At 61.3% G+C, this 24,971-nt stretch carries 20 protein-coding genes; 7 read left to right on the forward strand and 13 right to left on the reverse strand.

The features are described 5' to 3' along the window. Positions 1 to 10 precede the first annotated feature (10 nt). From ACWJKU_RS12390 to ACWJKU_RS12415, 6 genes are read left to right on the forward strand one after another with little or no spacing between them, the layout of a single operon-like run. Complete coding sequence (locus ACWJKU_RS12390) at positions 11 to 442, forward strand: hypothetical protein (protein ID WP_454142610.1); 432 nt, start codon at positions 11 to 13, stop codon at positions 440 to 442. Next, entirely contained in the window at positions 439 to 879 is a 441-nt protein-coding gene (locus tag ACWJKU_RS12395) for a periplasmic heavy metal sensor (protein WP_454142611.1), read from the forward strand. The genes ACWJKU_RS12390 and ACWJKU_RS12395 overlap by 4 nt, the downstream gene beginning before the upstream one ends. Positions 880 to 883: 4 nt before the next feature. Beyond that, a complete protein-coding gene (locus ACWJKU_RS12400) occupies positions 884 to 2,422 on the forward strand; it encodes a TolC family protein (RefSeq protein WP_454142612.1) in 1,539 nt (512 codons plus the stop codon). Between the two features lie 6 nt (positions 2,423 to 2,428). Beyond that, the gene (locus ACWJKU_RS12405; protein WP_454142613.1) at positions 2,429 to 3,583 is read left to right on the forward strand and encodes an efflux RND transporter periplasmic adaptor subunit; all 1,155 of its coding nucleotides are present in this window, start codon (positions 2,429 to 2,431) and stop codon (positions 3,581 to 3,583) included. A gap of 2 nt (positions 3,584 to 3,585) precedes the next feature. Further along, complete coding sequence (locus ACWJKU_RS12410) at positions 3,586 to 4,305, forward strand: ABC transporter ATP-binding protein (RefSeq protein ID WP_454142614.1); 720 nt, start codon at positions 3,586 to 3,588, stop codon at positions 4,303 to 4,305. Continuing rightward, the gene (locus ACWJKU_RS12415) at positions 4,302 to 5,525 is read left to right on the forward strand and encodes an ABC transporter permease (protein WP_454142615.1); all 1,224 of its coding nucleotides are present in this window, start codon (positions 4,302 to 4,304) and stop codon (positions 5,523 to 5,525) included. Before ACWJKU_RS12410 ends, ACWJKU_RS12415 begins: the two co-directional genes overlap by 4 nt. Before the next feature lie 478 nt (positions 5,526 to 6,003). Here ACWJKU_RS12415 and ACWJKU_RS12420 read toward each other — a convergent pair whose 3' ends face one another. The 8 genes from ACWJKU_RS12420 to ACWJKU_RS12455 all read right to left on the reverse strand — a co-directional run bounded on the left by ACWJKU_RS12420 (position 6,004) and on the right by ACWJKU_RS12455 (position 18,829). Continuing rightward, positions 6,004 to 6,519, reverse strand: coding sequence for a hypothetical protein (locus ACWJKU_RS12420; protein ID WP_454142616.1), 516 nt, complete (start codon positions 6,517 to 6,519; stop codon positions 6,004 to 6,006). A gap of 466 nt (positions 6,520 to 6,985) precedes the next feature. Then, positions 6,986 to 8,596: a DUF6519 domain-containing protein gene (locus ACWJKU_RS12425; RefSeq protein WP_454142617.1), complete on the reverse strand. Its 1,611-nt coding sequence runs from the start codon at positions 8,594 to 8,596 to the stop codon at positions 6,986 to 6,988. Positions 8,597 to 8,606: 10 nt separating this feature from the next. Further along, positions 8,607 to 10,850 (reverse strand): hypothetical protein, encoded by a 2,244-nt coding sequence (locus ACWJKU_RS12430; RefSeq protein ID WP_454142618.1) that lies wholly within the window; start codon positions 10,848 to 10,850, stop codon positions 8,607 to 8,609. Between the two features lie 8 nt (positions 10,851 to 10,858). Further along, the gene (locus ACWJKU_RS12435; RefSeq protein WP_454142619.1) at positions 10,859 to 13,918 is read right to left on the reverse strand and encodes a putative baseplate assembly protein; all 3,060 of its coding nucleotides are present in this window, start codon (positions 13,916 to 13,918) and stop codon (positions 10,859 to 10,861) included. Continuing rightward, the gene (locus tag ACWJKU_RS12440; RefSeq protein WP_454142620.1) at positions 13,915 to 17,190 is read right to left on the reverse strand and encodes a putative baseplate assembly protein; all 3,276 of its coding nucleotides are present in this window, start codon (positions 17,188 to 17,190) and stop codon (positions 13,915 to 13,917) included. Before ACWJKU_RS12440 ends, ACWJKU_RS12435 begins: the two co-directional genes overlap by 4 nt. Before the next feature lie 16 nt (positions 17,191 to 17,206). After that, positions 17,207 to 17,545, reverse strand: a complete 339-nt coding sequence (locus ACWJKU_RS12445) for a hypothetical protein (protein ID WP_454142621.1) — start codon at positions 17,543 to 17,545, stop codon at positions 17,207 to 17,209. 16 nt (positions 17,546 to 17,561) lie between these two features. Then, the gene (locus ACWJKU_RS12450; protein ID WP_454142622.1) at positions 17,562 to 18,107 is read right to left on the reverse strand and encodes a phage baseplate assembly protein V; all 546 of its coding nucleotides are present in this window, start codon (positions 18,105 to 18,107) and stop codon (positions 17,562 to 17,564) included. Next, positions 18,104 to 18,829, reverse strand: coding sequence for a hypothetical protein (locus ACWJKU_RS12455; protein WP_454142623.1), 726 nt, complete (start codon positions 18,827 to 18,829; stop codon positions 18,104 to 18,106). Before ACWJKU_RS12455 ends, ACWJKU_RS12450 begins: the two co-directional genes overlap by 4 nt. Here ACWJKU_RS12455 and ACWJKU_RS12460 point away from each other — a divergent pair. Next, positions 18,820 to 19,985, forward strand: a protein-coding gene (locus ACWJKU_RS12460) for an IS3 family transposase (protein WP_454142624.1) whose coding sequence is annotated in 2 segments (ribosomal slippage) — positions 18,820 to 19,075 and positions 19,075 to 19,985 — 1,167 coding nt in all. Because the reading frame shifts where the segments join, the coding sequence is not laid out codon by codon here. The two genes, ACWJKU_RS12455 and ACWJKU_RS12460, sit on opposite strands and share 10 nt — an antisense overlap. 15 nt (positions 19,986 to 20,000) lie before the next feature. Here ACWJKU_RS12460 and ACWJKU_RS12465 read toward each other — a convergent pair. From ACWJKU_RS12465 to ACWJKU_RS12485, 5 genes are all read right to left on the reverse strand, one after another. Then, positions 20,001 to 20,423 carry a hypothetical protein gene (locus ACWJKU_RS12465; RefSeq protein WP_454142625.1) on the reverse strand — a complete coding sequence of 141 codons (423 nt, stop codon included), beginning with the start codon at positions 20,421 to 20,423 and terminating at the stop codon, positions 20,001 to 20,003. A gap of 61 nt (positions 20,424 to 20,484) precedes the next feature. Then, complete coding sequence (locus ACWJKU_RS12470; RefSeq protein ID WP_454142626.1) at positions 20,485 to 20,853, reverse strand: LysM domain-containing protein; 369 nt, start codon at positions 20,851 to 20,853, stop codon at positions 20,485 to 20,487. Positions 20,854 to 20,871: 18 nt separating this feature from the next. Next, positions 20,872 to 21,528, reverse strand: coding sequence for a hypothetical protein (locus ACWJKU_RS12475; RefSeq protein WP_454142627.1), 657 nt, complete (start codon positions 21,526 to 21,528; stop codon positions 20,872 to 20,874). A gap of 23 nt (positions 21,529 to 21,551) precedes the next feature. Continuing rightward, positions 21,552 to 23,156, reverse strand: a complete 1,605-nt coding sequence (locus tag ACWJKU_RS12480; RefSeq protein ID WP_454142628.1) for an eCIS core domain-containing protein — start codon at positions 23,154 to 23,156, stop codon at positions 21,552 to 21,554. A 69-nt stretch (positions 23,157 to 23,225) separates the two neighbouring features. Next, positions 23,226 to 24,965 carry an eCIS core domain-containing protein gene (locus ACWJKU_RS12485; protein ID WP_454142629.1) on the reverse strand — a complete coding sequence of 580 codons (1,740 nt, stop codon included), beginning with the start codon at positions 24,963 to 24,965 and terminating at the stop codon, positions 23,226 to 23,228. Between the last annotated feature and the right edge of the window lie 6 nt (positions 24,966 to 24,971).

Below are 24,971 nucleotides of genomic sequence, written 5' to 3' on the forward strand. Positions count from 1 at the left end.
AAGGAATCCGATGCTACTGACCCGCCTAAGACGCCGTTTCCAAGCCTTCGGAGCCGATACCCGGCGCTGGCCGAAGAAACCTTACGGAATTTTGCGCCGGCTGGCCGGATCTCCCGGCTGCCGGGCCGAACGCGCCGAGGCCGAGCGCCTGGACCGCAGGCTCGACCTCTGGCGCGTCGAAGCGCCTTCCGATCATCTGGCGCAGCGCATCTGTCGACAGACCCTCGGATTGCCGCAACGCCCCGCTTCCGTCCCCGCGTCCCCCGATATCGCCGTTTGGCCTTTCGCTTCGTATTGGCCGGGCGTGGCCACCTTCGGTTTCGCCCTGGTCATGGGCTGCCTTTTGGGCTGGTACGGCAGCGGGACCGGCGGCGCGGCGCCCGAGGACTGGCTCAATACGGCGGCGCTAAGCCCCATACAAGAAGATTTCGGCGAACGATGAAACCTTTCCGCCTGCCGCCCCGGACCACCGCCTGGATTCTTCTCGGCTCGCTCCTCCTCAACGTGTTTCTGTCGGCCTGGCTGGGAGTCGGCGCCTACAAACACCATCACCGGCGCCCCTGGTTGTCGGTGGAATCCTTCGAGGCGCGGTTCACGTCGCGCCTGCCGGAGCGCGACGCATCGACTTTCCGCAGCGCCCTGGACGCGCGGCGGCCGGAACTGGCCTCCCGTATCGAGGCGGTGCGCGCTTCCCGCGACGAGGTGAGACGATCGCTGCAAGCCGAGCCGTTCGACCGGGATTTCCTGGAAGCCGTCTTGACGCGGAGCGACCGTGCCATGATCGCGTTGCAAACCACCCTGCACACGGTGATCTTGACGGCCGCACCCGAATTGTCGGCGGAGGGACGCCGGCTTTTGCTCGAAAAAACCGAACGCTGAATTCATGAGCACGAGAATGCGTCCGCTCATCGGGCCGCGATGCGCATTGGCGGCCGGCATGATCGCCGCGGCCGGCTTGCCGGCGGCGGAAGAAAATCCGCCGTTTCTGGACGACCCCTTCGGCACTCAAAAAGGCGTGGCGTCCAGCGTGGCCCGATCGGTCCGCAAGCCGGGTCCGGGCGAGCCTTGCCCGGACGCGTCCCGCGCCGGCCAGGCCTGGGCCTTGCCCGACATCATCGATCAGGCGCTTTGCCACAATCCGCAGACCCGGCAAGCCTGGGCCAACGCGCGGGTTCAGGCGGCCCAGCTCGGCGTGGCGGAAGCCGCCTACCTCCCGACCGTCAACCTGAACACCACGATCTCGCACGGCGAGACCAGCTCCGGAAGCAATCGTCAGAACCAGCTTCAAGGATTCAACGTCGGCCAGGGCTTCAACGTCGGCCAAGGCCTCGGCGGCGGCAGTTTCGGGCGGGGAGAACAGACCCGGATCACGCCCACGCTGAGCCTCAATTATCTGCTGTTCGATTTCGGCGGCCGGGCCGCGCGGGTGGAAAACGCGCGCGCGGCGCTGGACGCCGCCAACTGGAGCCACGCCGCGACCCTGCAAACCGTGCTGTTCACGGCGGTGCAAGCGTATTACCAGTTATTCGCGACCCGCTCGGCGCTGGAGGCCGCCGAGGCTTCCGAACGCTCCAGCGAGGAAGCGTTCAAGGCCGCGTCGTTTCGCTACGAAGTCGGCGCGGCGGCGCTCGCCGACAAGCTGCAAGCCAAAACCGCCTACGCGCAAGCCAAGCTCAACCGCCAAAAAGCGGTCGGCGATGCGCAGAACGCCTTAGGCGTCCTGGCCAATGCCATGGGACTCAAGCCCGATGCCTCGCTGAACGTCGAACCGCCCGCCTTCATCGAGCCGGACGCCGAACGGGAACGCGACGTGCAAGCCTTGATCGAAGAAGCCAAGATACTGCGCCCGGACCTGGCCGCCGCCGAAGCCCAGGTCCGCGCCGCCGAGGCGAACGTCAAATCGGCTCGCTCGGCCAGCCTGCCAACGCTGTCGCTGGTGAGCAATTACGCCTACAGCGACTCCAGCATTTCGCAAAGCTTCCAAAGCTGGTCGGTGGGCCTGCAACTCAGCGTGCCGCTGTTCACCGGCTTCGCCAATACCTATCAGATTCGCAGCGCCGAGGAACAGGTGACGGTCCAGGAAGCCAGCCGGGACCAGTTGGACCAATCGATCGCCCTGGACGTGTGGCGCGCTTATTTCGATTTGGAAACCACACGGGAAACGCTGGCCAGCACGGACGATTTGCTGGCCAGCGCCATTCAATCGGAAAGAGTGGCCTTGGGCCGTTACAAGGCCGGAGCGGGTAATATCGTGGAACTTCTGAACGCCGAGGCCGATCTCGCCAATGCCCGCTTGCAGCATGTCCAGGCCCGCTATAACTGGCAGATCGGCAAAGCCCGGCTGGCGCAGGCGCTCGGCGGATTGGACCCGATCGACGCCGGCCCGGCATTGGCGCGGAAAAAAGCTGATCTCCCCCAATAAAGGTTGATGATGTCGCGCTCGAAAATACTGATTCCGTTGCTCATCCTGGCCCTGGCCGCGGGCGGATTCGTCCTGTGGAACAAGAACCGGCGTACCGCCGACGCCTCAATCTACCGCACGGCTCCGGTGGTCCGCGGCGATATCGTGCAAACCGTTTCCGCCAACGGCACCTTGAATCCCGTGGTGCTGGTCAACGTCGGCACCCAGGTGTCCGGTACCGTGCAGACGCTCCACGCGGATTTCAACGATCCGGTACGCGAAGGCCAGATTCTGGCCGAGCTGGACCCGGCCCTGTTCCACGCCCAGCTCAACCAGAGCCGGGCCAACGTGGCCAACGCCCGCGCCTCGCTGCAACTGGCGGAAGCCAACGAGCGGCGCGCCCGCGCCCTGTTCGAGCAGGACTACGTCTCCCGCGCCGAACTGGATCTGGCGATACAGGCGCTCGACTCGGCCAAGGCGCAGGTCGCCGCCGCCAAGGCCCAGGTGTACCGCGACGAGACCAATCTGCGCTACAGCGTGATCGTCTCGCCGGTATCGGGCGTGGTGGTGTCGCGGAACGTCGACGTGGGCCAGACCGTGGCCGCCAGTTTTCAGACCCCCACCCTGTTCATCATCGCCCAGGACTTGAAGAAAATGCAGATCGACACCACGGTCGCCGAAGCGGACGTGGGCAAGACCAAGGTCGGACAGAGCGTGCATTTCGCCGTCGATGCGTTTCCGGGGCGGGACTTCGTCGGAATCGTGCGCCAGGTCCGCCTGAACTCGCAGGTGCTCCAAAATGTCGTGACCTACAACGTCGTGATCGACGTCGACAATCCGGAGGAAATCCTGATGCCCGGCATGACCGCTTTCGTCAGCATCGTCGTCGACGAACGCAAGAACGTGCTCAAGCTGCCGCTGGCCGCGCTGCGCTACGAGCCGGAGGAAGGAGCCAAAGCGCACAAGCCCAAGGAGAAGAAGGAGAAAGCGGTTTATCGCCTGCAAGACGGAATTCCGGCAGCGGTTCCGGTACGCATCGGCATCAGCGACGGCAAGTTCGCGGAACTGGTCGAAGGCGACCTCAAGGAAGGCGACGCCCTGGTGACGGAGGATCTGCGAAAACAAGGAGGACAGGCCCGCGGCGGCGGCCCCGGCGGCTCCTTCAGGGTCAGGATACATTAGGTATGCCTCCATCGCTCATCGAGGTCGTCGATCTGGTCAAGAGCTATCCCGTCGGCGATTCCGGAACTCTGGAGGTGCTGCATCGTCTGAATTTCACCATCGATGCCGGCGAGTTCGTCGCCATCATGGGACCGTCGGGTTCCGGCAAATCGACCTTGATGAATATTCTGGGCTGCCTCGACATTCCAAGCGGCGGCCATTACGTGTTGAACGGCACCGATACCGCCCGCCTCGGACCGGACGAACTGGCCGAATTGCGCAACCGCACCATCGGCTTCGTCTTTCAGGGCTTCAACCTGCTGCCCCGGAAAACGGTCGAGGACAACGTCGCGCTGCCGCTGCTCTATGCCGGCGTGGGCCGCGAACAGCGCGAGGCTCGTGCGCGGGAGCTTCTCCAGCAAGTGGGCCTCGGCCACCGTGTCGGCCATAGGCCGCCGCAACTCTCGGGCGGGCAGCAGCAGCGGGTGGCCATCGCCCGCGCCTTGGCCAATTCGCCGCCGCTGATCCTGGCGGACGAGCCCACCGGCAACCTGGACACCCAAACCAGCGAAGAAATCATGGCTTTATTCGAACGTCTCAACCGCAACGAGGGCCTGACCATCGTCCTGGTGACGCACGAGCCCGACGTGGCGCGCCATGCTCAGCGCCTGATCCATGTCGTGGACGGACACATCGCCGAAGACGGCCCGGTGGAATCGATCCTGGAAGGAACGCCCTCATGATGTTCGGCTTCCTCCTGGAAGAAGCCTTGCAGGCGATGGGCGCCAACCGTCTGCGCAGCGTGCTTACCATGCTCGGCATGATCATCGGCGTCGGCGCCGTGGTGCTGATGATGGCGATCGGACAGGGCGCCCAGGCCATGGTAAGCGACGCCATCGCCTCGATGGGCAGCAATCTGTTCATCATCTTGTCCGGTTCCTCGACCTCGGGCGGCGTGCGCATGGGCGGCGGCACCGTGCCCACCCTCACCGCCGGCGACGCCCAGGCCATCGGCGAATTGCCCGAGATCGCCGCGGTCGCGCCCTCGTACCCCAACAACGCGCAAGTGATCTACGGCCCCAACAACTGGACCACGTCGATCATGGGCACCACCCCGGCCTATTTCGAGGTGCGCGACTGGTACCCGATTTCCGGCGCGGTGTTCACCGATAGCGACGTGCGCTCGGCGACGCGGGTCATCGTGCTCGGGCAGACCGTGGTCCGCAACCTGTTCGGCGGCGAAGAAGCGGTCGGCAAGACCGTGCGCGTCAAAAACAGCCCGTTCATCGTGATCGGCGTTCTGGAACCCAAAGGGCAAAGCCTCGACGGACGCGACCAGGACGACACCGCGATGGTGCCCTTGACGACCGCGCAGCGCCAACTGTTCGGTAACCCGTTTCCGGGCATGGTCCGCTTCATCATGGCGAAAGCGCTCTCCGGCGATGCGATGCCGCGCGCGGAAAAGAGCATGATCGATCTGTTGCGCACCCGCCATCGCATCCGGCCGGGACAGGAAGACGACTTCACCGTCCGCAACCTGACCGCCCTCGCCCAGACCGCCGCCGGAACCACCCGCACCATGTCGATCATGCTGGGCGCCATCGCTTCGATATCGCTCCTGGTGGGCGGCATCGGCATCATGAATATCATGCTGGTCTCGGTGACCGAACGGACCCGCGAAATCGGCATCCGCCTCGCCATCGGCGCCAGACGGCGGGACATCTTGCTGCAATTTCTCCTAGAAGCCCTGATCATCTCCCTCGCCGGCAGTCTGATCGGCGCCGCCATCGGCTTCACCGGAGCCTGGCTGGCCGCCAGCCTGGGCGGCATGACCGTGGTCGTCACCCTCTGGTCCATACTGCTCTCCTTCACCGTCGCCGCGGCGGTGGGCATCTTCTTCGGCTTCTACCCGGCACGCAAAGCGGCCGAACTGAGGCCGATCGAGGCGTTGCGGTATCAGTAACGGAAGCCGCCCTATTCCGATTCATTTCTCGCTTGCCGCCGACGCATGAGCCAATGGCCATCGGTCAAGGCCAAACGCGTCTTAGCGGCACTTCTACGCATCGGCTGGCAAATCAAAAGCAAACCGGTTCCCATAAAACGCTTGCACGTCCGGGCATGATAACGATGAAATCGGCCCCAAAATGCTTGCCCGCATCGCGAAGCACACGGGACTTGCGCCGGATGATCCGTGAACCTGATCGGGTGCTCAAGAACGCGTAAGCCGGGATGTAGCTTTGCGGAATTCCAGCTCGCTATCGCGGACCGGCAAATGTCGAGACTCGTTCCCTACCCCCGTCCTACCGGACTTTTTCGTGAGCTGAACACCGCCGTTCGGTCAGTTCGAGGACTTGTCGAGATCGCGGATGACAACCTCATCGGCAACAAGAAGGCCGCAAAAGCCGCCCCTACACCGCCCCTGCGTTCGTATTGAAAACGCTCTAGATCCTACCGTTAAAGAACTGGACAACGAGCCTGGCATTGCCTTCGGTGGCGGTCTGGTTCCCTTCCCCGGCGAATCCATGCGCCGTATGGTAGTAGGTGATCGACTCCCCGGCAGTACAGGCCTCAATACGCTGGACGCTGGCCGGGATGTTGGCATATGTATTCGGGCCCAGGTTCTGCACCACAACCGTATCGTAGGTTTCGTCCCTCTTCATCTGGCGCGAGATGGAAAAGACGACAAAACCGGTAGACTTTGTTCCTACCAGGTTTCGCAGGAAGGCGGTGGCTGTCGTCGTCGCGAGTAGGAATCCGGCTTCAGGACAGACGACCGTGACCTGGTTGAGGATGCTGGGGTTCTGACTGTCGGTGCTCAAGTTGGCGGTGCCGGGTTTATCATCAAAAGCCACCCACGCGTCGGCATGCGCCCGACTTCCGAGAGCGGACAGAGCGCCTACTGTCGTCAGGATCGCAAAGATCAAGGATTTGCGCGCACGAAAGAATTGTGGATTCATCCTTTTCTCCTCATTTGACGTGGTGCCTCCAAAGATTGCCCCGCCAGCCAAAATATCGTCCTTGCCGCGCTTAACTGCATCTGGGTGACGATGGTATGCACGTTAACAAAAAGAAACAATGATTTATCTCAATATTACACCGGGCTTTCGTTTGGCGTCTTTAAGGAAAGGTCCGATTTGTCTCGCCTCAGAATAGGCGGCGGATTCGGCAACGATCGGATTAGGGCATTTTCGAACCCGGCGTACGGTGTTTCCGGATGATCCCAATATGGCGCACCCTCCGGGCGTCCAAATTTGTTCCCGACTGTTGTCTTCGGGCACACCAAGACAGAGCCGGCCCCGGAAAATCGGACAACCGTTTAAGTGAAGTTTCCGTTCCAATCATCACCCCGCGAGGGGCGAAAACCGGGGAACAGAAGATGAAACGAATCGGAAGAGTTGATATGGCACATCAGTTTCGTGCGGCTCATTTTGCCGCCAGGGCCAGGGGATCGAATTTGCGCCGGCAGTCTGTCGCCGTCGTATTTCCGGCGTCAACGGAAAGAATCGCCAACGGCGCATAGTGATGAAGGACGCCTCGAGGCGATAGTGCTTTTGCACTTGATCGACTGGCTTCATCCATCGACACTTTGCCGGACGCATCCGTTTGTGTCGGCCATTCGATATCGCCCGTCTCCACGCGTGCCGGAATGAGCCAATAATCGCCAGTCCGATAGGTGTGTGGCCGTGAACCGTCCCCAGCCTGTTCAAACCAGATTTGTATGCCGTTTTCCAGCGTCAGCCATTTGCCTTCTTCGATGAGCAGCGCCTTGTCATCGGCCTGTTTGGGTGCGTTCGGTCCTTTGAACAGTTTGAAATCCCACCGGCGCAGCAATGGATGCTTGGACAGGTCAATTCCTTCGGACACGCCTTCCAAGACCGCTGTCCGCTCGATCTGATCGATCGCAATGACGTTTAGCAGCGGTCTCGCCTCGTTTGTCAGCACCGAATCATCGTCGACGATTTCGACCCAGTCGCCAACGGCCAAGCCGGTTTCGCAGCTGAAGCCCAGGCTGGCGACCGTGACTTTAGTGGTTTTCGCCAGCCTACCCGGCTCGATGTCCTTAACGGCCAAAATCACCGAACCGTTGTCGCGTGACCATTTGAAGGTGGGATTAGCCTTGTCATCGACTTGCCCCCCGTCGCCCAAATTTCCGGTGTGAATCTCGACGCGATAGAGCCGGTTCTCCATCCCGCGATAGCGCGCCTCCGGCGGCAGGACGCAGGGCTCCTCCGTGGCGGAATACGCCGGTTTTTCCGTTTGAGCTCTTAGTAAGGCTGTGCTGATCGGGAGAGGGGACAGTTGTTCAAAAGCGCTCTCGCACGTGATTGCGTCCTGATCATCGAGCTCATGAGCTTTCACCTGCCAAATCACTTTGGAACGGGATGCCGTGTCCGGCCCTCCCAGGGCAACCTCGCGGATCGATTCATCCTCGAGGTGACTGATATGGCGTTCCCAGAGATCCAGATAGACTAGATATTTCCTACCGTTTTCCAGGAGAGGTTTCGGATTCGGGAAATAAGGCTGGGTCAAATAAGTGTCCGCTCGTCGAATGACGTTTGCCCCTACCGCATCGATATTTAACTTTAGAGTCCGTCCTCCTGTGTCCACGACGTCGATTTTTGCCAGAGTGCGAGGTCCAAGGGCCGTTGAGCTGAAAATCTCCACATAGTCATCTTTCTGAAATGGCCGGCCATCGGGACTGAGTGAAGCGACCTGAATTTGCTTCGTATCGGTGGTGAGGACGGTAAATGACACCGGCGTTGCTTCGTTCTCGCACAGGATGCCGTCCACATAGTAACGGCCTTTACCGATGCCGAAGTTTCCTTCCTGCCCGTTCAGAATCAAAAATCCGCAATCAGCAGCCGGCCCACCGTGCGGCCCGATCAAATCGGCCGCCAGGGCCTGCATGTAATGCAGCAGGATGCCGACCTGTTCGTTCCAGTCGGCGTCCACCTGCACGCGTCCCTGCTGCATGAGAACGCGGAGAAAATGCTTGCCGGGGTCGAAGGTATCGCGGGTGAAATCGCCTTTCATTGTTGTTCTCCTAATTGATGTATATCGGTTCCGCCTCGGCACCGGCAGGCGTGAATTCCTCCAGGCGCACCCGCAAGTTGGCGGCCCGCTGGGGCTGGTAAAGATCGTGAAAAACCCCCATTTCCGATTCGTCGTCGGCGCCGCGCTTGATGTCCTCGACGCAGGCGCAAGCCAGCCGGCAATAGGTCGGCGTGCCGTAGCGGGTGCTGTTGAACTGCGGCCGCACCCTGTCCCGCTCGCACCGTTTCGCTCTTTCCAGTTCCTCGTCGCTCGGGCGCGGTTTTTCTTCCTCTAAAGCTTCTCGCAGCAAGCGATCTTCGATGGTCTTTTCCGCCACGTCGGGCTGGCAGTGGTAACGTCTCGGCGTGCGCGAACCGGGCGGAACATAGCAGAAGCGCATACAGCCGATCTGACGGCGGGCGACCTTTAGTTCACTCATGAAAATGCTGTTCTCGGCGAGTTCGATGGCGTGGGTACGGACCGCGCCGATCACCGTGCTTCGCACGATGGTCGGTACGGCATGCGCAATACCGCATTCTGCATCGCTCAGCGCCTCGATTTCGCGGCTCGTCGCATCGAGAACGCTGTCGCTGATGCGGATGATCAGCGGATCGGTCTTGACCTTGTCCAGACTAACTTCGATCGATCCCACGATACTGTGCTCGATCGCCAGATTGGCGGTCGTATCGATCAGCTCAATGCTCGGCTCACGGCCTTCCAGAGGCTCGCAGTGAGGTTCCAGATCCCAACCCGGCACCAGCGTGCAGTGGCGGATCGTCACGCAACGCACCAGTCCTTCGACATAAAGACCGCGGCCCGTGATCAGCAGGCCGTCCAGGGTGACGCAGCCGTGGTTTTCGCCTTCGGCCGTCTCCGGCCCGACGATGCGCAGCACGTCCGGGGCGCTTTGGTTCACGTTCAATAAACGGACGAGCGGCCGCTTGCCCTGGGCGGCGCGAAGTTCGAGTTGCTCGCCCGGTTTTATCAGAATTTCCGGCTGCTCGACGTAAACGCCGTTGTCGGTGATCTCGATGACCGCTTTCTTCGACTGCCCGGCGTCCGCGTCCTTCCGCCATTTGGCGAGCACCGCCGAAATCGAGCGGTAGACTGCGCCCGTGCCGGCTTTCGTGCTCTGCGCCACGTAATAAACCGCTTGCCCGGAACGAACGGGTTGCACGGGACGCGGGTATTCGCCGCCCCCCAAATCGTCGCTGAAGCCGTAGCGATAGGTCACCCAGACGGCTTTGGGGAGCTTTCGGGCGCTTTTCCGCGGGAATACGATGCGCCCGCGCTCGGGGTCGACGGCGACTTTGCCGTTCTTCGGCCGGTAAACCCAATGCCTCAAGTCCGCCGCGACGATGCGGTCCACCGGTATGGGCTCGGTTTTGCCGGCGGCGTCGGTGGTCCAGATGTGGAGGCTTTTGTCCTCGCCGTAATAATCCCGCGGGCGATCCAACAGGTCGCACCGGCTGATCGGTAGGGGCAGGTTGAGTTCGCCGGCGATCCGGGTCGGATCGGTCTCCCGTTCGGGTTTGACGAACAGCGGCTGATTGTTGCCGAGCGGGCTGAAGCTGTAGTGTCCTTGCTGCGGATCGACGTGGTAAGCCATCACTTTCGTCGCCGAATAGGATCTCAAACGACAGACGAAAAGACCGACGCTAGGGATGTTGTAACGGCCCCGCGGGATATCGGCTGCATCGATGAGGCGCGCGTCCGCGGTATGCGCCTGCGTGTCGAAGGGACTGCCCAGCTTGGCGAGGACGCCGGGATTTCGGAGATCGACGGTGCGCCCCCGCTCGGTCCGCAGATGGTTGACCGATTGGGTGAACGCCAATAGCCGATAAAATTCGACTGCCCGAGCGGGCCAGCCCGCCACATCATTGGCGAGAAGCTCCAGGAGCGCCAGGGAACCTTTACGCCGCCGATAGCGCACCGTATTGGCGACTTCGCGGCGCGAAATCAGAATCTTGTTGCGCAGCCGTCCTTGCGCCGTGGAGACGTCCCCCGGCTCGCCCGCTTCATGCACCGGCCGATAGCCGATCAAATCGCCCAGATAGGGCACCACCCAATCTTCACAGGTCTCGATGAACCAGTTCTCGTACAACTGCGCGATGTCGTCCTCGACCAGATTCACCTGCTCCGCGATGACCCGAAGCAGCGCGCGCAGCGGCTCGCCCCGATCGTGATCGCGCATCCGGTGAATGACGGGAAGCAGTTCGTAGAGGCGGTCCAAGCGGTTTTTCGAGGAATCCATGGCGACCCTCATTGGATGAGATTCAGAATCAGGGTCGCCGGCACGTCCGGCGACAGAAAAGCGATTTGCGCCGGGCGGATCGTGCCGTTTTCCTTTTCGAAATCCGCCAGGTTCACCGATACCCGGTGGTTCGGGCGCAACGGGCTTTCGTCGACCAGCTTTTGCACCTCGGCCGCGATTTCTTCGGGCGTCAGAAGGCGGCGTTCGCCGGCATCGAGTTTTTTCTCCGGAACGCCGCCGAACACGTCGACATCCACGTAGGCGACACCCTGTACGGCCTGCATGATGCCGATCGCCTCGCTCAGCACGGCGTCCTGTCCCGGTTCGCGGCGCTCGAAACCGAAGCCGTCGAGCAGCGCCGCCCGCACTTCCGGCTCCACCGCCTCCCACCGATAATCGGGCCGTATCCGGACCCGGGCGCTGATGACCAGCAGCATCAACTCGCGCACGGCGACTTGGAACGGCTGGGCGGGATCGCCGAAATCGTGGAGCGCCTGCCGCAGGTTCCGGAAGAGGTCGGAAGTCTCGTCGACGGGGATGTCGTCCGCGCCGGCGATAGTGAGGTGTACGAGTTTGCGGCGGCCGTCGGACAGCTCCGCCGCGCGCGCCTTGCCGATCCCGGCGAAGGTGCGGGCGAAATCCTCGTAATCCCGTACCGATACCAGTCGGTCCAGCGCCGTTACCGCCAGCGGCGCATTCTTCCGCGCCTGATCGCGGCTTTCCCGATCCGCGCCGCCCGAGGCCCTCAGCGGATTGACGACCTCATTCACGCCGAGCGGGCGGGTGGACAACAGGCTGATCTGACCGGCTTTCACATTGCCCGGTTTGCCGATTCCGTTGCGGTACTCGGCCTTGATGTTCTCTATGCCGGTCGGCAGGCGGGCGCCCTCCCGGCCATTGCCGAAGAGGATTGCGGTTTTGGCGTCGTCGCCGGTCTGGGTGACGAATCGGCGATCGGTGGGCGAAAGACCGGCTAGGGCGTCGGTTTCATGCCATTCGACGTCGTTGACCCAAACCTTGAGCGTGCTTTCCGCGCCGGCGGGCGTCGGCGCAGCCACATAGGTCAGCGGCGGTTGCTTTAGAGCGAAGGTCTGAAACGGCACGCTGCCGTCCCCGCTGCCCAGGACCTCCTTGCGCGTCTCGCCGTGGGTGGCTTTGACGACGTTGCCGTAGATCGTGACCGTGTCGCGCTTGAAGCAATAGCGGAGGTTTTCGGCCAGCTTGATGAAGGTGTGCGTTTTGTCTCCGGGCAACGCCTGTTCTTGGGAGCCGTGTTCATGACCGCCCGACGCCTGGGCATTGATCTTTTGGGTATCTTGGGTAACGGTGGCCAGCATGGCCGGTTCGCTGAATCTGACCCCGCTGGTGCCTTCGATCTCACGTTCTCCGGAGACGATCACCCAACGGCCGGATTCCAGTCCTTCATAAAAGCCATCGAGTTCGATCGGATCGTCCGCGCCCCGGCAAACGGGCTTGCCGACAGGTTCCTCGGCGAGTTCGATTTCCTCGCTTTGGGCGTAAACGATCGTGCGCCGAATGATCTGAAAGTCGTCAGGCGCAGGCCTGGCTACGGCGGAAATGCCACTATCTGGTTGAATTACGAACCACGCCTTCTGTTTCGAGACATCTTCCTGATCGGCCAGCTCGATCCGCGTGGTCTTGCCGCTGAGGCCGTAGGCGGCTCGTGACAGATCGGCCTGGCTCCGGCCGGCCTTGGCGATCAGGATGCCGTGTTGAGCAGGCTCGACATACAGCGTCTTGTTCGGGTCGACCGCGCCGGTGTCCACGACGATCCAACTATTCGGCAGAATTTGGTCATAACCCGTATCCAAAAAAACCGTGGCGGAATAGGCCTTACGCTCTTCTTCAATGGTCACGATTTCTTCGTTTTCCACGATGTCGCGGATGTCCCACTCCTTCGTGAGCAGGATTCTGCTGCGCTCATCAAACTCATCGGGTTTCCTCGGGGCATTGCTTCCGAATAACGGAGCCTTCACCCGCAATGCATAAACCTTGATCGTACTGTCAGGCGTCGCTTCGGCATTCGCCGCCGCCGTAGGGAGCGTCTCCCGCAACACGGGAGCAAACGCGCTCACCGCAGCGTAGCCCGTTTCGGCTTTGGGCGTGAATTGCTCTTTGAGTTTATGCTCCAGTCGCAGTGAATTGGCAGGCTGGACAGAAGGAGGCAAGGTCAGTGCCTTGATGAATTCGCCTTGCGTTGCACGTTCTTCCCTCGTTCGAGTGGTCGGATCCCGGCGGTGCATGTCGCTTCGCAAAGTGACCAGAGTACGATCCGCCGCCGCATCCGCGTGCACTTCCGTAACGCGAAAGAAAACCGGGTTACGAGAATGGAATGGATTGGAATCTCCGAAATCGATGAGCAGCGGATCGTTAGGCTTAAGATTTGTGTTGATGCCCTTCAAATAAACGCGCGGACCATGCACCGTTGGCTCGACGTCAGGTCTTGGATCGTTTTTTATGCTGGCAGCCGTTTGCGGCTGCGTCAGCCTCGGCTTTAAATTGTTCCACCTCGCCCGCGCCTTCAGCGCCTCGCCGGTCTCGAACGACTGCGGCAGTTCGCCCGGCCCCGGCACGCTTTGGGATTTCGCGCCCTTGGGGATAATGACTTCTTCCTTGAAGTTGTCGTCGAGGGTATAGGCCAGAAACACACTGGAGGCCACACCCGGACGCAACTCGTAACCCACCAGTTTCGCCAGTTCCAGAATCGAGCGGCGCTCGGTGGCGGTTCGCAGATACCCTTCGTTCGCAATCCGCTCCTGGTAAAAGGTCAGCACGTCCGCCACGGTCGCCCAGGCATCGAGCAGGGCGACGGCCGGATCGCTGCGCTCGCGCGTCTTCAAATTCTGCAGCGGATAAAGCCCCGTTCCCTCTCTGCACGCCTCTTCGCTGCCGAGACATAGATTCGAGAGCCGCGCGAGCATGGTTTCCAGGAAGGCGGCATGGGTGCCGATCCGGTAACGCAGCGCGCCAAGCCCCGGCCGGTCGGCCGTGGCCAGCGGCGTGAGCTTCTCGATGCCCTCGCAGCAGCCGCAGGGTGTCTCTCTCATCGTCCACCTCTCATGTCCAAGGTGAGTACGCCGTTTTCCGGGAAGCTCGGATCGTTGTCGAGCCGGGCGATTTCCAAAGGGGCAAGGGGCAAAATGCCGTGTTCGATCTCGCCGTCGGGTCCTTCGAACAGTCGTTCGAATTTGTCGACCCGGACGCTCTCCACGCCTTCGACGGCTTGCGCGGCGGCGACCAGTTTGCTCAGGTAAATGCCTTCGCCGAAGCTCAGGTTATCGGGATGAAAAAATCCGAGCCGCCCGTCCGGCAGCGTTCGATTGCCGAAGACCTTGAGCAGTTCGGCCTTGACGTGGCCGCGGAGATAATCGGGCAGAACGCAAACGGTCAGCCCGATATCGAGCGGCACGTAGCGCGCCGGTTCCGCGGCAAGATCGTGGCCTATGCGGCGGTAACGGTTCAGATGCCGTTCGATCTCGCAAAGCAGTTCATGGCTCGCTTCGGTTCCGCCGAGCGGGTCCACGGCGACCAGCACTTCGCACCAACTCCCCGTCCAGCGCAGCGTGGCCGCCGCCCGCTGCACATTGTGCCGGAAATCGCGCATGACGATGGCGGCATAGTCATCCGCCGTGATCGCCCGCTGCAAATCCTTGCGGAAGGCGCCGGGCGCGAACAGCTTGGCCTCGGCAAGCGGCTCGGGCGCGGTTCCGCCCGCGGCCGGTAAGGGATTGCGCGGACGGATGTCGATCCCGCCGGGGCGGTTGTTGCGGAACACGATCCGGGAGAGGGCCTCGGCGCCCACATTGCCAACAGGTCCGCCGCCGATCCGGTAATCCGCCCGGAATGTCGTTCCCGCCTCGGGCATCTGTCCAAGCTCGCCGTCGCCGAATCGAACCGTGGCTCGCCGATCTTCCTCCATTTCGACGACGAAATGACGGTCGTCGGGGTGGCTTCCCAACAGGTCTCGCTGCGCTTGCCAGCTTTGCCGAAGAAGTTTCAACTCGCCGATCAGCGCCTGCCGGAGACCCTCGGGCAGGGGCGTGTTGCCGTCGTAGTTGCCCAGCAGCTCCAGAGTGCCCGGCGAGAACCGGGAACGCAGATATCGGGTTTTCGGTTCGGATTGATCCAGAAGGTCTTTGGCGAGCGCTTCGGGATCGAGCAGATCCGCGGGGCCGAAAGCGGGGGTACCGTCCGGCAGGACCGGAAAGCTATATAAAGTGACTTGCGGCAGGGCTTGACGCGGATCTTGAAGGAGCAAGGCCGAGGCGGGGGTGACGCCGGATGCCGGTTTGCAGATTCCGCCCGTCGGGATGCACGGCGGCAACGGCTGGGCGTAAGTGATCTCGGGGCGAGGCAAACGGGGCCGATATCGTCCAGTCTTGAAGCTTGCGCCGGGGCAGCACGGGTTTTCGCAATCGGGCGGAACCCGTTCGCCGGGCACCGGCTCGTCGAGCGTCTCTTCCAACCGCTCGCCGTGGTCCACCAGAATCACGTTGCCGCGGGCGACGCTCACGTCTTTGACCGGCCGGCATGCCTGATCGACCGACGAGATGCAGAGCGGAAAAGGCAGCGCATCTTCCTTCGCCCATTCGATTTCGACGATGAGCTGGCCGGTCAGCGGATCGATGGTCTTGTCGACCTTAGTCAAACGTACGGCATGGCGACGAGCGGGATCGGCGTCAGCGGCCATTCCCGTTTTCGGCCCTTTGACTTCCTCGAAGATCAACACGTCGCATCGATCGAGTTTCAGCTTATGGCCTGTGTCGGATGTCGATGCCGGCGCGCTCTGCCCGCGCTGCGCCGGTTTCGGGCACTCGTCTCCCCCGTCGGTTTCCGGCTGCGGCGCTGCACCGGGATCGATCAAGGTGGCCGATGTCGCTCCCTTGGGCAAACAGCATTGCTCATCGCCCCAGGTGTAGATCCGAATCTCGTTGTGAGCCTCGTACAGTTTGATCGATGTCTCGCGCCTCTCGACCAGCGGCTCGAAGACGAGGTAAGGATGGGGCAAGGTTTGCGGCAGTTCTAAAGGATCGAGAACCGTCCCGCCGGCGGTTAAACCGGGATTCGTGATCAGATAAAAATCGGAGGGCATCAGCGGCAGGAGATCTTGCGATACCCACAGCGTCACCCAGGCTCTGGCGTTGCAGCCTTCGTGCAGGGCGTAATCGACCAGACGGACGTGGCGGCGTACCGAGACCCGCCGGCGCGCGGTGTCGAGATAGGCTTCGGTGGCGACGGCGTCCTGGTAATAGCTCAGGTAATCGCCGACATAAGCCAGAAGCTCGACCAGGGTCACGCCGAGGTCGGGGACATGGCGCTCCTTCCAATCCGGCATGACGAGCGCCAGCCGGTCGAAGATCAATTGCCGGAAACTGGCGTAATCCTTGGCCAGATAATTAATCTCCGGCTCTTCCCATTTTTGCGGCGGACAAACCGGCTCCTGCTTGCAGTCCAGATCGCTCGGACAGTTGGCCTGAAAGCTGAACTCCAGGCACGCATAGCGCGCATCGAAACCGGGATGGGGCTGGTCGAGTTGCCGGCCTTCTTGGTCCAGCGCCGTTACACAAAGCCTGTAGGTGGAGAAATCGCCGGCTTTGTTGAGGGTGATCTCCAGCCAGTCGTCCTCCTCGGGCTCCGGAACACAGTGCAGCGCTACCTCATCGATGTCGAGATCGCGGATGCGCCGCCCGCCCTCGATCCGAAAGTAGCGGCGCAGGAGGCGGCTTTCCATATCGCACCACGCCTTGGGCGCTTTGCCCAGGAAGAAAACGGTCAGGGTTCGCCTATCGTCGCCGATTTCGAGAAAATCGAGCCCGTTGAGCTCCGGCTTTTTGCGCACCTCGCGGCGGCGGCGCTCCGCCTTGCAGACGATTTCCGATTCTTTCATGGGAGCCCTCCCCGCTCGAAGGTTTCGACGCGGCGCTCTCCCGTCCGGCGCACCGCGTACTGAACGGTTACGCGCAGAGTAGCCTCTTCGCTCGTCACCTCCAGTACCTGCACCTCGATCAGATCGGCGAGCCAGCGCTGCAACCTCGGTATGACGCGATTGCCGCCGAGCCATGACTCCCTGCACCTCGATCAGATCGGCGAGCCAGCGCTGCAACCCCGCCTGGATCGTGAATTGCAAAGCCGAGGCGAGTTCGGGACTATTGGGCGCGAAGATCATCTGCAACAGACCGCTGCCGAAGTCCGGCCGGTTCACCCGCTCGCCGGCATTGGTGAACAGGAACTGTTCGATCATGTCGCGGATGTGGTCGTCATCGGAGGTCGAAGCGGTTCGCCCGCGGCTGTCGAAGTGGACGGGAAAGTCGATGTTCATGGTCCTTCTGTTTCCCCTAAGTCGCGATCACCCGTCTTTGCACCGCGCTCGAGTTCGGAATTCCTTGCGGCGCCTGATCCGCCGCCACGCACACGGCCGCCGGCGTCAGAATCGCCGCCGGCTGGCCGTTGATCTTGACCCTGGTCGCCGCCTCGACTCGAACCCAAACGCAAGGGTGCGGACTTCCCGACACGTTGAACAAACACCCCGCCACCGTCAGTAATTCCGGCGTCGTGAGCACCTGTTGCGTGCCGTTGACTTTCACCCGGGGCGGATTTGTCAACGTCGGCGTCACGGCCCCGGTTTGGTGAAAGCAGTTGGTGATTCCGCCGACATGAAGCAAAAATCCGGGCATGTTAACGTCGCCTCTCTCAGGTTGTCGGGGCTGGCCCCGTTACGGTCAAAGCCCCCCCGTTAACGTCGACCATCGTCTGACCGTTAACCCGGACCGTCGCGCCAAAGATCGTTACCCCTGTTTTGTCGAGCCGGATGTACGAGGTCCCGGTCGAAAGGAGAATGCCCCCTGCGGGCAGGAGCGGCGGTACTGGCGAATCGCTGATCATGACCATGTTCTGTCCCATGGATTGGATAATCAGCGGCGGGCTGAGCGGATTACCCAAATTGGCAAGCGGCGGGACATCTGACGGCGGCCCCCAGCGACACCCGGTCCAAATCGGATAGTTCGGATCGCCGTGCTCAAACTGCACCCACACGCCAGTGCCGATCGCCGGCACTGCATATATCCCCTGGGGCGGACCCGTCGGCCCCGCCAGCGGCACGCTGGGCTCCGCCCACGTGGAAGGCAGCAGTTTCAGAACATCGGGTACCGTAATCTGCAACCGCCCCCGCCGCTCGGGATCAACGTTTTGCACCACCGTACCGCGGAACAGTCCGTAGAACTTTTCGCATTCGCTCATATTGGCACCCTCGGAGTCATTGAAATCAAACCATCGCGTGAAAGGGTAAAGCTCTGCTTATATTCGTCGCGCTTGATGTTGTGAGTGACGCTATCTACGTAGTACAGACCGTCATAGGCGACTCCCGCCCCTCGCACGCCGACTATCATGCGAGCCCGAAGCACTCGGCCGTAACGCAGCACATCCAAGTTGCCGCTGCCGGTGACCGCATTCGCGTTATTCATCAGAAAGCCGAGGATGTCTCTTGCCGCTTCATCCGGCTGCAGTTGCGCACCGCGACAGGCGAGTTCGATTCTGGCGGGGGGCGTCAGTCTTGCACCCAACGGGGGCTTGAACGCATTCACGTTCGGCACGGGGATTGGGAGTGGGATCTTGCGGGTGATGGGATCGAGGATTACGTAAACCTTTACTTTTTTTGCCATGCCGTCGAGCGAAAAGCTCAACGAATCAACATTGGAGTGCGCATCCATGTTCACGTTGAGCGCCGGCTGCGGTACCGGGAGGCGGATGTCCGGTCCGAAGTAAGCGATGCTCTGCCCCGGAAGCGGCCCTGGTTCGAGAAAGAAGACATAGCCGCAGCGTTGCGCCAGACTCCTGATGTAGGCCAGATCGGTGGTCAGCTGCGTGTCGTGACGCTGCGTGGGAACGTGACGTGGTCCAATGCCAGCAGACACCTGAGTTAAGGAGTTAAGCTCTACAACTGAGGTGAGAGATGATGACAAGAAAACGCTATACGAAGGAATTCAAGCTGGACGCGGTGAGGCTGGTGACCGAACACGGGTACACCCAGGCCGAAGCCGGTCGCAACCTGGGGATCAACCCGAAGATGCTGGGGCGATGGATTCAAGAATACCGGGTGGATGAGCAGGAAGCGTTTCGGGGGAATGGCAAACGGACGGCAGAGCAGGAAGAGCTGCGGCGACTGCGGGACGAGAACCGTAGGCTGAAGCAGGAGCGCGATATTCTGGTAAAGGCGGCGGCCTTCTTCGCGAAGGAAGTGGGCTGAGATATCAGTTCATTGATCAGGCGAAGAAGGCTTATTCCGTGAAACGATTGTGCCGTGTGCTGGGGGTGAGCCGGGCGGGCTACTACGCCTTCGTCCGGCGACCGCAGCGCGGTCCAGATCCGATGCGCCAGGCGAAACTGGACGCAGTGCGCCAATTGGCGGCCGACTCGGACCACGTTTATGGCTCGCGGCGCATGGCACGGGAGCTGGGACGACTAGGCTACCGGGTCGGCCGCTATCAGGCACGTGGACTGATGCGCGAGGCTGGGGTGTGGGTGCGCTATCGCCGCCGGTATCGGGTGACGACAAACAGCGCACACAGCCAGCCCGTGTTTCCGAATCGGCTGCAACGGGGTTTCCGAGTAGCAGCGCCGGACCGGGTATGGGCCTCGGACATCAGCTATGTCTGGACGGCCGAAGGCTGGTTGTATCTGGCCGTCGTGATTGACCTATACGCCCGCAAGGTCGTGGGTTGGTCTCTGGGAAAGCGCCTCACCAGCGCCTTGGCATGTGACGCGCTCCGGATGGCGCTGTGGCGCCGGCAACCGCCCCGGGGTCAACTGCTGCATCATTCTGATCAAGGCGTGCAGTATGCCAGCCGGGCGTTTCGGGGCCTGCTGCAGGCGTATGGGATGACAGGCAGCATGAGTCGCAAGGGCGATTGTTGGGATAACGCCGTGGTCGAGAGCTTCTTTGGCTCGCTCAAATCCGAACGGGTCCATTGGCGGAGTTACCAGACCCGAGAAGAAGCGCGCCGGGATATCGTCGAGTACATCACGATGTTCTACAACTGTCGCCGTCTGCATTCGTTCCTGGGTTATCGCAGCCCGGACGAATTTGAGAAGAACGGCCATTTGGCCAATGCCGCTTAACTGGGGTGTCCGCTATCACTTGACCAGGTCAACGCGCACCGTCTGAACGATGGGAGGAATGGCGACCGGTACGATTCCGAACACCGCATAGGGTGCGAGCGCCGCATAAACCTGGGCTACTTCGGGCATTGCCGGATAAGGTTTGGGCAATTCCAGCACGTCCATGAGGACGCTCAGATCCTCGCCGGTGATGGTGAGCGTTGATTGGCCGGGCTCGTTGCTGGGAGCCACTTCCTGGCGCGTCACGATGCCATCCATCAAGACATTGGGCAGGCCGCCGAGGGTCACGATGATGATGACGCGGGTGATCATTGGATCGAAATAACCCACTGGCAGCAACGTCTTCATCAACGGGGACTTCTTGCTTACTGCAAACGTCAGCTGAAAACCGCCGCGATCCTTGCCGCTATTAACCTGCACGCCGGTGAGCGAATCCATGACCGACTGCGGCGCCGGCAATGGCACGGCCGGGCCAATTAGGAGCGTGAGGTGAATGCCTTTAAGCACTGGGAGACCCTGGTATGCCTTCCGGCAACGTAATCCGTAACCGCCGTCCGATGGCCTCCGTAAGTTCATCTGGCCGCATGGCGCGGTTCGCATCGCAAAGCAGCCAGAATTGTTCCGGATCGTCGAGGTACTGCGCGGCGATGTTATCGAGCCGCTCCCCCTCCGTGACCGCGTGTTCCTGCAACAGCTCGAACCGTTCCGGCGGGGGAACAAAGCGGCGTTTGAGGTAGATCACGACCCTGCCTTCGGAGATTTCCAAAGTCGTCGTCTCGATACCGTAATAACGGCTCGTGGGTGGAAAAAGTGTGCGCAGTAATGCGCCCGGTTGCAGCCGTTGTTGGAAGGCCTCGTTGGGGTCCATCGTGGTCAATCTCCCGCATCAGATATCCGTAATACCGAATGCACCCAAGGTCCCGCTTTGGGTTTTCCGTGTCAGTTGCTCTTTGTTTCGCAGGTAGCTCATAAATAAGCTGCCTCCTTTATGCGCAAACCCGAGATCATCCACACTCAGCACGCGCATGCTCAGACTCACCTTGGCACGGATCGGGTTAAGCGAAGTGTCAAAGGCTTCCTCGGTAATGCTGAAATCGGTCAAACGTACTGGCAGAACGCGGTTCTTACTCCAGATAAAGAGTGTGAGCGGCGCTTCCATCGGCGCGATCTCCAACGTACCGGTCCGCGCCAAGGCATCGTTAAACTGAAGCTGGCCGCTCGTCGGATACACAATCGTCTCCAGCACCGCGAGCTGCGGGTGAATGCCGAGTTGCGCGGCGTTGGGGTTTTGATCGGGAAATTCCAATTGATCCGTCGCGTCGATCTCGGCATCGAGCTTAATAGTCTCCACTGGCGGTCCTTTGAGGCGCAGCGCCTCCGAGCGATCACCGCTTTCAGCGCCAACTCCCTTGACTTGCAACGTTCGGCTCAACGTATCCGGGTTGTATTGCAGCGCGATTATTCGCAGCACCACGCCGGACCGCGGGTCCATGAGCACGACACCGCCTTTGATGAGTTTGGGGGAGTTGGGGAAACTGGTCATGGCATACGCTCCTTATTTGTCCATCAAAACCGGATCTCACCGGAGACGGTGAGCTCACGGACATCCGGGCTATCTCTCATCAGGTTCCAGATCTGCCGATAGCCCACGCTCACTCCCCAGTTGGCCGGGAGAATCCCCACTCTAGCCTCTCCCGTGGGCCCCACAACGGGCGTGAACTGCGGAAACCCTCCCAGTCGGCCCTCGGCGAAGCCGCCCCGCAGATCTATGAACGTGGGAACGGCCGTGAGATAGGTCGGGCTGAAAAGGCGGGTGCCGATCGATGCCGAGCCGATAATCGAACCGGCGGAGTCGACGTCTACCCGCAAGCTCGCCCGAAGATCGAAAAACCGGAAGATCCGTTGGGCCAATATGCCCCCAAACTCCACGCTGACGAGAAACCGGGGTAATTCCCCGGATGCGGGCGCAAGGCCTCCGATTCCAACCGAGACGCCATAAGTCTGCTGCAATGGCGCCAGTGCGGGATGGGCGTTGCTGCGGACAAAGGCGGCATAGGATTCGGTGTTGCCCAGCCGCGTGGCGGTGGATAGCCCGGCGAACGGCCACTGCCACTCGACCACGTTCCCGCTCAGACCAGCGTTGTGACCGGCTTCGTGGACGAGGGTAGTCACCCGGTCCAGGAAGCCCTCTGAAAAATAACCCGGGCATAGTGTGATCGGGTTACCTGAATACGCATTCGCCCCTCCCGGAAATGCCGCCAAGCACTGAGCCTGGGTCTGGCACCGGAAATTCGTCGGCCCCCGCTGAAGATCGGCCAGGATCACTCGGAGGTTGGGCAGAATGGTGTTCTGCACGTGCGGCGGGTCCGCCGAGAGGTAACGGAACAGGGCGTTAGAAGTATGGCGCGGTCTATTCGAAGATTGCAGATCGGTGATGGCGTCCTGTACCCAGCGCACGGCCTCGGCCAGTTCGCGATTCAGATCGCCCACGTTCTCGGGCGCGCACCCGACCCACGTATTCGCGGCAGGAGCGGCAGGGGCAGCGGGTGCCTCACCGGCTTGGCGGCGGAGCATCCACCTATCGCTCATGATGGGCGGTGCCATCTCGCCACCCGCCACGGCTTCTGCCGCCCTGTTCGCTTCGACTTCCTCAGGTTCATGGGAGGCCCCGACAGTGAGCTTGGAGAGTCCACCGGATAGAGTCTCCTGCTGTACCGCATGAGCCAGTTCGTGGGCCAATAAATGTCGACCTTGCTGACTTCCCGGCTGGTATCGTCCCGCGCCAAACACCACATCCCGCCCCGCGGTATAGGCCAGCGCGTCAACGGCGCGCGCCGACTCCGCCGCCTTCGTATCCGTGTGTACCCGCACCTGGCTGAAGTCATGGCCGAACTGTGGTTCGAAAAAAGCACGGGTGGCCGGGTCGAGCGGCTGGCCGGGCGAGCGCAGCACTTCGGGGACGATGGGCGGGACTTCGAATCCTTCGTTCCGAGCAGCCGCCTTTCTCTGCAAAGCCAGTCGGTTTTTCTTGCATGCCTCGCATTCACCGCCGCCCGGCACGTGGCTGCCGCAGGCGCATTGGCGTTGGAGTAAACCATGGGGCGCACCGCCGAAGAATGGCCCCGTCGCATCCGCCGTCGTTCCGATTTGTCTCTGTCGATGCATGGTCATAGGTTCAGATCTTCTTCCTCGTCGGTTTCATGAGGCGGATTACGCTTCGCTAATCCGCCCTACGCGGGCTTATTTAGCGGACTTTCCGAGGGTGTGCCGAATCCAATCTGCGATCTCGCCTTTCGTCTTAAATTGGCCTTTGGCTATCCAGCGGCCCAAGAGCCAACCTTTGTGGCTAAGTATCAAGTCTGCCATGCTGTTTCCCTTTCCCGTCCCTACTTTGATCTTATCGAGATTGCCCGCCTTGAAGTTCTTAATGTCCTCTTCGGTCGTTGCCTTGTACTGTTTTTTGAATCCCTCGAAGATGTTAAAAATGCCAGGATCGGGTTCCTTTTCGTGTCCGATGATTAGCCTTAGTGGGATGTCGGCATCTCCCCAGGCATCCAGAATAGCCAGAAACAGGAAGTTGCTGGCGAAGTCCGGATCGAATCCCAGCCGCACTGCCGTTAGGAAATGTCCTACCTGGTTCTGGCTGGACTCCCACGGGTCCAGGAACTCTTTGCGGAAGCCGGTCTGCCCGAACTCGATGCCGGTCTGAAGTCCGGGTATGAAGGTGTGCTCGGTTGCGGCCATAATCGCATTCACTCGTCCCGCTATTGTGCCGTTGTCAACGATCTGCTTGTCCGTGAACGTTCGGGCGAGCGCTTCCACATCCGTTGAGGAATCTTTCCGTATTGCGATGATCCGTTTCCGGTTCTTCTCAACAATAGCGGTGCGCCGCTCCGCCTCCTCCCGTGCCTTCCTTGCCTCAGGACTCTCTCCCCGGAATGTCTCAAGCGGCATTGGCAGCTTTAGGTCGGAGCAATTCGGTTCGCGGTCAAACGGCCAGGTCCACTTTTTTCCATCCCGACTCCAGTACATGCTGTTCAGGCATTTCCAGGCGCGTGCACGGTCGGCCGGGATCGTCAGATCGGAGCAGTCAGGCTCCGGTTCCAGGCTCCAGCGATATTTACCTTTGTCATCGTAGTAGAACGGGTTGACGCATAGTTCGATGCGCCAGCGCATCTCGTCTGATACCTGATTATCTTTGCGCTGGATGCGCAGACTGCTGTGGGTGAAACCGAAGCGCTGGCCGTGCCGATTTGACGCCAAAATTGCCAACACGGTACCGGTTCTATGCAAGCCACTCCGCTGCTGCGCCCCGTGTGTTAGCTCGTGTGCACGTCCTAGTGAGGACAGACCACGTATTTCATGACTTGGATCAACACGAATCCCATCTGAACCTGCTTGCTGCACCACATGCGTCAACTCATGGGCAATGAGTCGCCGTCCCTCCTGCGTCCCCGGTGTGAACCGACCCTCACCGAACACCATGTTCCGACCCACCGTGTAAGCATGGGCGTTCACGTCCTGCGCCGATTGCTCGGCAGCCGTGCCGGTATGCACCCGCACCCGCGAAAAGTCGTGGCCGAAGCGCTGCTCCATGTCCTGCCGTAGCGCCGGCTCCAACGGCCGGCCGGGGCTGGCGAGAGCCTGGTCCACACTGGCAGGCGCCGCCTCCGTCTGCCCAATCGACTGTCCCGAGAGGCGCTGGATGCGCGGTGGGGCACCGCTGATGGCGGAATGCACCGGCGCTGCCATCACCTGGTCGGCGATCCGGTCCGCTTCCTGCTCGTAAGCGTCGCCCGGCTCGTTAATCGTGAGCTTGGTTTGCAGTCCGAGTCGCTTCTTCTTGCTGCACGCCTCGCACTCGCCGCCCGCCATCGTGTGATTGCCGCAAGCGCACCTCCGCTGCAGCACGCTGCCTGAACCCGGCATGAAGGACGTCGGACTGCCCTGCTTTACCTGAGTTTGCGCTCTCTCGCTCATACGTTG

This window comes from Methylocaldum sp. MU1018, from assembly GCF_053646775.1.